This window comes from uncultured Eudoraea sp., from assembly GCF_947258525.1.
Lineage (GTDB): Bacteria > Bacteroidota > Bacteroidia > Flavobacteriales > Flavobacteriaceae > Eudoraea.
In genome coordinates this window covers 1-5,174 of record NZ_CAMYIP010000225.1, presented here as the reverse complement: position 1 = coordinate 5,174, position 5,174 = coordinate 1, and the positions used below count along the sequence as shown (strand labels likewise).

The 5,174-nt window shown below is 36.6% G+C and carries 4 protein-coding genes and 1 pseudogene; all 5 read right to left on the bottom strand.

Features of this window, described 5'->3' with window-relative positions:
* Nucleotides 1–170, bottom strand: a pseudogene (locus Q0X89_RS17350) (MFS transporter); the annotation flags it as partial.
* Nucleotides 171–266: 96 nt separating this feature from the next.
* Nucleotides 267–914 (bottom strand): NAD(P)-dependent oxidoreductase, encoded by a 648-nt coding sequence (locus Q0X89_RS17345; protein ID WP_297696537.1) that lies wholly within the window; start codon nt 912–914, stop codon nt 267–269.
* Nucleotides 915–1,164: 250 nt separating this feature from the next.
* Entirely contained in the window at nt 1,165–1,578 is a 414-nt protein-coding gene (locus tag Q0X89_RS17340) for a VOC family protein (RefSeq protein ID WP_297696535.1), read from the bottom strand.
* A 401-nt stretch (nt 1,579–1,979) separates the two neighbouring features.
* The gene (locus tag Q0X89_RS17335; RefSeq protein ID WP_297696533.1) at nt 1,980–3,851 is read right to left on the bottom strand and encodes an erythromycin esterase family protein; all 1,872 of its coding nucleotides are present in this window, start codon (nt 3,849–3,851) and stop codon (nt 1,980–1,982) included.
* 154 nt (nt 3,852–4,005) lie between these two features.
* Entirely contained in the window at nt 4,006–4,812 is an 807-nt protein-coding gene (locus Q0X89_RS17330) for a DUF6090 family protein (RefSeq protein WP_297696531.1), read from the bottom strand.
* Between the last annotated feature and the right edge of the window lie 362 nt (nt 4,813–5,174).

Below are 5,174 nucleotides of genomic sequence, written 5' to 3'. Positions count from 1 at the left end.
CCACTAATAAATCCGAACTGCACTGCGGAGGTAAGATGTCCAAGCGCTTGCACACTAAGATCGAAATTAGTCCTCAGATCATCCAACACTCCATTTCCCGCAAACCACAAAGAGATACAGCAGAATTGCGAAAAGATAATAAGGAATAGAATGTGTTTTGACTTTACCACTGTGCTTTTACTACAACTTATTTAAAGGCAGGCTTAGGGTAGCGCTTTCAATATAGTACTACTAAGCGACTTTAGTATCTGCAATTCCTGTATAAATCAAAAAATTATCTTTTGGTTGGTTATACAAACCGCTTTCTGATACTTGTTGGTGCCTGTAAGTTGACTTAACATAAAATGGGCAACGCTTGCGCGCGATATCATTTTGGTTATTAAATAATGTCCAACCTTTGTACCATGATGGTAATTCGTCCTCAATTTTCCATTCGTTAATTGACCGGGACGAACAATTGTCCAATCTAAGTTACTTCCCATTATTAGTTGTTCCTGTTTGGATTTGTCCAAGAAGTAGAAAAATAGAATTACGGGAATAGTAAACAGGGTGTAGTATAATCCAAGTTTAAATTTACTGTCATTTATACCGAGGGACGTAATACAAATAAAACGGTTTACCCGATTTTTGCGCATAGCATTTATAATATTTTTTGTTCCTCTTGAAAGAATGGTGGTCTTAATAAAGAATCGTTTGTGGCCAAGTGCAGAAAGGACAGCGTCTTGTCCCTTAAAAGAATCTTCAATACTTTTTGGAATAAGTACATTCCCTTTTACGATACTTAAACTTGGGTTATCGATTTTTAATTTTCTGGGTTTTCTTACTATAGCGGTTATTTGGTGTCCTTGGGTGAGCCCTTGCTCAATTATTTTTCTACCAGTTTTACCAGTTCCCCCAATTATAAGAAGCCTCATACTATTAAGTTTTACTAGGTAAAATTCTAATAATAGATGATTTAGTCAAATATTTTTTGACTGAAGTGTCAATAATTAAGGACGAAATGCTTTATAGAATTGTAGCCAAGGTGTTCGTGTTTGATTTGTGCGGAATCAGGCGTAAGTAAGATTCGGCTGCAAATCAGATGTTGGTTTAAAGTTAGAAATTTTAATTGATGTTAATGTAAAGCATGAATTATAAATGTTGTTGTGTGTTTACTTTTTTTAATTATGTCCATGGATTATATGAGCCAAAATTCCATATGTACCCTTCCGGATCTTGACAACTGTATCCACGACCACCATAGTCCTCGTCTTTTATATTTAATACTATTCTTGCTCCAGCTTTAATTGCCCTACTATAATGGTCATCGATTTCTTCAACAATGATATACGGAGTTTGCGTATTAATTCCATTTAAGTCATTAGGTGTTTTGACGAATTTACCATATTCGTTATCATTTTCAGACCCTAACATGATCATAGCATTACCAAAATTTAACTGTGCATGAGCGATAGTTTCATTTTCACCTGGCACAACCAAATGCTTTTCAAATCCGAAAGCATTACATAGCCACTCAATTGCTGCTGGAGCATCTTTGTATCTCATTGTTGGAATTATAACAGATCCGGTTTGTTTCATTTAATTTTTTTTTAATCTTGTTTTGTAGCTTACACACAACTCCTTGTATGCATACTAATATACCTCTTTATGGCAATAATATTTCGGATAAGAATAGCTTTCGTGACTTTTTATCAGGATACTTAAATCATGCCTTCGTATTCAATACGGTTGATTCGTTTTGGTAGAAATCCTGAGACCTGTTACCTAAACTTGCCGACATTCATTTTATGTAAATATGCATTAAATAGAGGAGCTACATTGTTGTAACCAACACGAGCAAGATGCCTGTCTCGTCCTTCATTTCATTTCGGACGACAAGCCCTCCTTCATTACATTTTGGCCGATAAAGCAGGCTCGCGCTAGCGAGGGCATTGCGTATAGGTGTTGTTGTGTGCCGTTTTTGCTTATTGTTTTTCAATTCAATCTATAATTTCAATTGCTATTTCATCAAGCCAAACTGTGCCAAAATCTCTTAGGTGAACACTATAGGTAATGGAATACGCGCTTTCGGGCACATAGGCCTCAATAGCAATCTGCTCCCATTCAGCACTTTGAATTTTAAAAGCATCTAGACTGTCAAACAGCGGAGGTAGGCCGACATAGGTTTGGTTTATTGTGTTTTGTTCTATAAGCAAGTGTAGAAGCCCAAAGCTGGTTGTATTGGCTTTTGCCATCGCTTTTAAACGTATTGTTTTACCCCTATACGGGCATGCATCTATAACTTGAAATACGTTGGGGCCTATCTCGCCATATGCAGGGCCATCTTGTCTGTGAATCTTTAAGGATTTTTTGCCGCTGAACGCATCGTCATTGGTGCTCATGGTTACTCCTAATCGTTTGAACTTAGACCAAGCAATCCATCCTTTTGGTGTTTCACCTAGGTTGCTTTCTTCAAAATTTAAATTTGTTGGGCGTTCAAGTTTTTTATTAAACAACCAAGCATGATCGTAATCTGATTTATCAATGGGCACGGTAGCTGTTGTTTTATCGAAAAAAAGAAGGGCGTCAAATTCTGTTGAAAGCTTGTGCAACTGGTAATAGTCTTCGGACTTGCTTTGATTGTAAAACCCCCAGGAATATCTTGTGAGTATGGGTTTATTAAACCAGTCATAAATGGGCCCATTTTTAGGGAGATTAGAGAAGTCTAAAAACGCATTCGATAAATTCGCATTTATCAAGGTATGTTCTAAAGAGCCTTCTTTGGCGCTACCAACATTAAAAGTTTTAAAACCAGCCGAAGGTATATTTTCATCTAAAGCTGAAAACTCACCTTGATTGTAAAAAAGACCAACGATTTTAAGTTGAGCGCCATACCATTTTTTAAGATGGAAGCCCATGCATTTATAATCATCATAATCCAAACCTTCATTATCTTTTTTAGCAATAATCATATTGCTAACATGAAAATTGTGTGCCCAAACAATCATTTTAGAATCTTCACCTTCATAGTCTAATGTCCACCTAATATTTTCGGCTTGACCGTAGTCTCTATTGTAATCCCCACCAACCCAATCAGAAATATAAATTTCGATTTGCCTTGCATGCTGTTTAGCCAATTGGTATTCTTTTAAGCTAGTATTACCCACATAGGTTTCCTTGTTGTCTTTAAGAGCCTGCACTACTTTTTGAATTTTCTTTACCGACAAAGAATCATATTCTTTAGGAATCCATTGTCTCCTTCCTAATGCTCGTGGATCTGAAAACGGAAATTCGAGAATACCTAATTCAGGACGTACGGCTTTCTCAAGTATTGGATCTGCCTTTTTCAAGTACTCCAACATCACTCTTGCAGCCCGTTGCGGGTCTTGGGGGTCGAATCCATAGAATTTAACTTTGCGTTTATTTTCCGGGTTCGCATTATAAGAACGCATCCATTTAATGAGCTCCAAGACCTCTTGGGTATCCCAGGTCCAAAAGTAAATCCCGGCAAGTGCCTTTTCAGGGTCACCGATACCATCTACTACATAACGATTAACATCGAAAGCCTCACCAAAGGGACATTCCAAGGCAAAAATATTGAAGCCCTTTTCGGTAACCAGATATTCTAAAAGGCGGTGTTTTAGCTGAAAGACTTCACGGTTGCCGTGAGTTGGCTCCCCCAATGATACGATCCGGGCATCTTCTATGATATCACCGATGGGTTTGAGATCTTCAAAACCACTACTCGCCTCTACGGTTTCAATTGAGATTGCGTTTTCGGCTATCCATTCCCTAACTTGATCTTCTGTTGATCTATTATTGCAAGAAGACAGTAGTAATAATATTATACTGAGTAAGCTAAATGGTTTCATGTTAGTTAATTTAATGGCATACCACTCGTTATATGCATACTAATATACCTCTGCCATTACTATATCCAGGAACTTGCCTTTGGAAAATTAAGTATTGTACTTGTCATCTTCTGAAAGGATTTTGTATTCGTAGAGTGTCATTGTACTAAATTAATTATGTTGATTGCAACTCGGCCTTAATGTCTTCCAATACCTGCAAGGCCTTTTGGCGACTGTTCAAAAATGTCTGGCAGCTCCAAGATATGTTATCTAGCAAAATGTGGAGCTTTGAAGTTATTACAGTATCATTTTTAAATAATTCTATAATGCCTTTCACATCTCTTACCCTTCTGCTATCTATTTGGTGTTGATCGAGTAAGAAATCTCTTATTTGCAACGATATATCAAGTTTGTATTCCCAAGACCGACCAACATACCTAGTATCAGTATAGATGTAATATTCATTGATTTTCTTTTTGAGTTCTTCATTTTTCAATGAAGAGAATAATCCAGTAGAATTAAACTCACTAATAGCTGATTCATTTATAATTGACCCAGCTGGGCCATTATCTAAGACAGATAAACAAGTTCTAATATATTCCTCATCATATTCTTCGGGAATTGGTTTGTCCCACATAAAAGACCATTGATTATTTGGAAATTTATGGTAGTCATATTCGTAAATGAGAATTTCTTCTTCAGCCAGTCCTAATAAGTATTTTACAGCATGTAATCGAAATCCTTCTTGGGCCAAAAGATGTTCATAGCTTTTTACATCACTTTCGATCGCACCAATAAGATTAGTTAATTGAGCTTGTACATTCTCCTGGGTCTTGATTTTTTCATTCCAATTATTAATCTGCAAGGCAATTAATATCCCGACTACAACCAATACAATCTCCCCAATAGCATATCTCCAATATTTGAAGAACTGATTATCGTCAGCCAGTTTTTTGCGAATGCGTCTAAAGAAATTAATCATAGTATTTGTTTTAAATGCCAGCGCGGCAGGCTGGCCCATTCACTAAAAACATTCACTGAATGTTTTTTTAACGCTCTGTCCTCTAAAGAAGTTGATCATAGAAAGGAAGTGGTTGGTTGTTCTTCCTAAGGTAAGGAATTATTCTATTTGACTTTAAATCCCATTCACTATTCAATACGGTTGATTCGTTTTGGTAGAAATCGTGAGACCTGTTACCTAAACTTGCCGAAATTCATTTTACATAAATATGCATTAAAAAGAGGAGAAAATAGACGTGGTTTAAACGTAGTCGTAAACATTAGATACAAAAAAAGGAGCTACATTGTTGTAACCAACACGAGCAAGATGCCTGTCTCGTCCTT